This is a genomic window from Amycolatopsis sp. MtRt-6, assembly GCF_017308975.1.
Classification (GTDB): domain Bacteria; phylum Actinomycetota; class Actinomycetes; order Mycobacteriales; family Pseudonocardiaceae; genus Amycolatopsis.
Genome location: NZ_JADWPD010000068.1, coordinates 1 through 3,392 on the forward strand (window position 1 = coordinate 1; position 3,392 = coordinate 3,392).

At 69.0% G+C, this 3,392-nt stretch carries 3 protein-coding genes; all 3 read right to left on the reverse strand.

Annotated features, from left to right (window positions below; genetic code table 11):
- Positions 1 to 106: 106 nt before the first annotated feature.
- The 3 genes from I4Q55_RS48805 to I4Q55_RS48815 are packed head-to-tail and all read right to left on the reverse strand — an operon-like array spanning position 107 to position 3,199.
- Positions 107 to 1,822 (reverse strand): hypothetical protein, encoded by a 1,716-nt coding sequence (locus I4Q55_RS48805; RefSeq protein ID WP_206797876.1) that lies wholly within the window; start codon positions 1,820 to 1,822, stop codon positions 107 to 109.
- A complete protein-coding gene (locus tag I4Q55_RS48810; RefSeq protein ID WP_206797877.1) occupies positions 1,819 to 2,133 on the reverse strand; it encodes a helix-turn-helix transcriptional regulator in 315 nt (104 codons plus the stop codon). The genes I4Q55_RS48805 and I4Q55_RS48810 overlap by 4 nt, the downstream gene beginning before the upstream one ends.
- A complete protein-coding gene (locus I4Q55_RS48815; RefSeq protein WP_242548117.1) occupies positions 2,102 to 3,199 on the reverse strand; it encodes a tyrosine-type recombinase/integrase in 1,098 nt (365 codons plus the stop codon). Before I4Q55_RS48815 ends, I4Q55_RS48810 begins: the two co-directional genes overlap by 32 nt.
- Between the last annotated feature and the right edge of the window lie 193 nt (positions 3,200 to 3,392).

Consider the following 3,392-nt stretch of genomic DNA (forward strand, 5'->3'; position numbering starts at 1 on the left):
AACCACCGTGAGTTCACGAATTCTGAAGGCCGGTTGAGAGGGAACTGACGTGTGTCCGATGTGGATGGCGGTGTGCGAGCGCGTCGGTTGGGGAACTGGCGGTGGTTCAGGGGCTGGCTGGGGGCAGGTTGGTGAGGTCGGGGTGGTCGAGGTTGGTGGTGTAGCGGGTGGCGGCTTTGATGCCGAGGCCGAAGAGGTCGACGATGCGGCGGGCGTCGCCGTCGGTGGCTCGGGCTTCGTCGAGGATGCGGTCTTGGCGGATGGAGGTGGCGGTGAGGCCGGTGCCGATGGTGAGTTTGACCCAGCGTTGGCCGACGGGGATGGTGCGTCCGGCGGTGCGGTAGTGCAGGAACAGGTGTGGGTTGATGCTGTTGGGCCAGCGGGTGTTGCGGTAGTCGAGGTAGTCGCTCAGGCGTGCGCGGACGGGGTCGGCGAGGACGATGATGCGGCCGGCTTGGTGGAGTCGGCCGTTGCGGGTGTCGGTGAGCTGGAGCCCGCGGATCTGGCTTGGTGTCAGGGCGTGGAAGGCGATGAGGGCGACGAGGAGGGCTTGGGCTGGTTTGGTCGAGTTGATCGCGTCGCGCAGGCTGGTGAGGTCGGCGGGCAGCAGTTGGTGTTCTTCGCTGTTGCTGGTCTTGACTCGGACGGTCGGGTTGGTGAACAGGACTTTCTGTCCTTTGAGGACCTTGAAGATCGACTTGAGTCCTTGGCCGGCTTCGGCGCGGGGGTTTCCGCTGGGCGGCAAGGCTTCCAGGATTGCGGTGCGGTCGATTTCGCGCAGCGAGGAGTGTCCGGTGTTGGCCCAGATCCGCAGGGTCGGCAGGGACCATTGCAGGTGCAGCCGGATGGTGACGGGGCTGCGTGGCCGGCGGCGGGGCGGGGTGGCGCTGCCGTTCTTCATGACGCTGAACCAGGCGCGCAGTTCGCCGGTCATGGTGTCGGGCAGGTCGGCGATGGTGCGGTCGAACCAGGCGTCGAGCGCGGGGGTGCGGTCTTCTTCGAGGAGCCCGGCGTCGGCGAGGACTTCCAGCACGGACCAGACCGGCAGGTCGATGCCGCGCAATGCGGCGACCTCGCTGGCCTTGAGCGGTGCGCCGGGGGTGTCTTGCAGGCCGAGCAGGATCCGCAGGCCGTGGCAGGTGTCCTCGGTGATGAGCGGCGTCCAGCCCTGCTGACCGGCGCGCTCGCGCGCGCGGCGGGCAAGGTCGGCGGCCAGATCCGGGTCAGGCGGAAGCGGGAGCCCGGCGCGGCCATGGGTGGTGAGGTCCCGCTGGGTGGGGAACAGCACGTGCTGGTCACCGGCGGTCATCTGGACCAGCGACGGCGCCGGGGTTTGGCGTGGTCGGGGCGGGCGCGGGGTCTCGCGTTGGAAGGCCATTCCGGCGAAGAACAGTTGTTGCCCGTCGCGGTTCGCGCCGATCAGGTCGAGGGGCTGGCCGAACTCGCGCAGCATGCTGGCCTGTTTGTGACACAACCGGCAGGAGCCGCGGTTGCTGAGGTGCGCGGTGGTGTGGCAGATGCAGCAGGCGCCGATGGTGCGGTGCTGGCGACGCCAGGCGTCGCAGCCGCGGCAGAGCCAGCCCAGGGTGCGGGTCGCGCCCCAGGCGTGGCAGTCGAGGCAGGACTCGACGCGCGGGATCGCCGAGGGGTGGCAGCGGCGGCAGAGTCCGGAGGCGTAGTAGTCGATGCGGGAGGTGCAGCGCAGGCAAGGCGGCGGGGTCACCGGACCGCCGGGCCAGCAGGTGAAGCAGTAGTCCACGCGCGCCATCGCGACCGGTGTCGCGCGGCAGACCGCGCACAAGGTCTTGTGTCCGGAGCTCACGCGGGCGGCAGCGTCCGGTTGCGGCCCAGGTGCGGGGTGACGGACGGCCCGGCGGAGGCTTCGGCAGCTTGGGCGGGGCGGCGGGCGGCGACCTGGTCGGGTTCGCAGATCAGCAGCTCGGCGGAGTTGCAGTTCAGCACGGTGCAGATGACGTCGAGGTCGTCGAGGCGGATCGAGGTCGGGGTGCCGGTCCAGAGGGCCGACATCTTGCCGGCGCTGATCTCGAGTCCGGCCTCGGCGAGCCGGCGGCGCATCTCGGTGGATTTCCAGATGCCGCGTTCAGCGGCTTTCATCCGCAGGTTCCAGCGCATCGCTGCGCTCCTTTCCGGTGCCGAGCCGGGCTGTGACCCGGTCGTTGGCGGTGGCCCAGGCGTGTTCGATGTGGTCGTCGTGGACGTGGATGTAGCCGGTGGTGGTGGAGAGCCAGGAATGGCCGAGCAGGTCCTGGATCGCTTTGAGGTCAACGCCTCTGGCGTAGAGGGAGGATGCGCAGAAGTGCCGCAGGCCGTGCGGGCTGAGCCGCCCGTTCCAGGCCGGCAGCCAGTGGCCGACTGCCCCGGCCAGGCCGGTCCGCAGCGCGTCGTCGCCGGCGCGCAGGCAGTGCCCGGTGTGCCGGTCGCGGCGTTCGCTGGGCAGCAGCGGCGCGTCCGGGTCGTCGTAGTCGTCGCCGAACTGGTGACGGACGTCGGTGAGCCACCAGGTGATCAACGCGTTCACCGAGTCGATTGCCGGGATCAGCCGGGTCTTTGGTCCCCGGCCTCGGCTGCCTTTGCCGAAGCGGATGTTCAGCTTGCCGAGCTCGCCGAGATCGGGGCGCCAGTCGCGGATGTCGAGCATGACCGTCTCGGTGATCCGCAGCCCGGCACGGCGCCAGAGCGACGCAGCAAGGTAGTCCCGCGCGGCGGGAAGGTACTTCCGCGCCTCGGGCAACGCCAGGCGCCACGCGCTGAACAGCAGGTCGATCTCGTCCTGGCTCGGCGGGATCCGCGGGGAGCCCTGGGTGGCCTTGGCTGGCCGATTGAACTCGTCGATTGGCTGGGTCACGACGTGCCCGGTCAGCGCGTGCAGGTCGCCTTGGTAGCGGGTGATGAGGAAGTCGAAGAACTGGGCCAGCTTCCATGCCTTGTTCTGCACTGTGGTCTTCGCCTGTGCTCGGTCCTTGCGCAGGTAGCCGAGGAATCGGTCAGCGTCCTCGGCCGTGACCGTCCATACCGGTCGCCCGACGAACCGGGCGAACTCGAACACCGCGCTGCGATGGTCGCTCACGTGCTTGTCGGTGATCCCCGCGCCGGCCATCGCCAGCGCGTACTGATCGACCAGCTCCTGCTCGTAGTCCTCCTGCTCCAGCGGCGTCCGCAGCTGCCGCGGCGCACGCAACGACCGAACCTCAGCCAGCGCCACGCGCACCTCGGATCAGCCAGAGCGACCAGACATCGCAGAAGGCGACAGTCTGTCAGGAATCTCGACGAACGGTCGGAATCGTTATGCGAACGAACAGAACCACCCTGGCCAGGCCAGCAGCTCTACCAGGGCCAACGCACACAGCAGCAACTGGCGAGACTTCCCACAC

Excerpts from the sequence above, each read along its gene's own strand:
- I4Q55_RS48810 (WP_206797877.1), bottom strand. The coding sequence starts at position 2,133 with ATGCGCTGGAACCTGCGGATGAAAGCCGCTGAACGCGGCATCTGGAAA.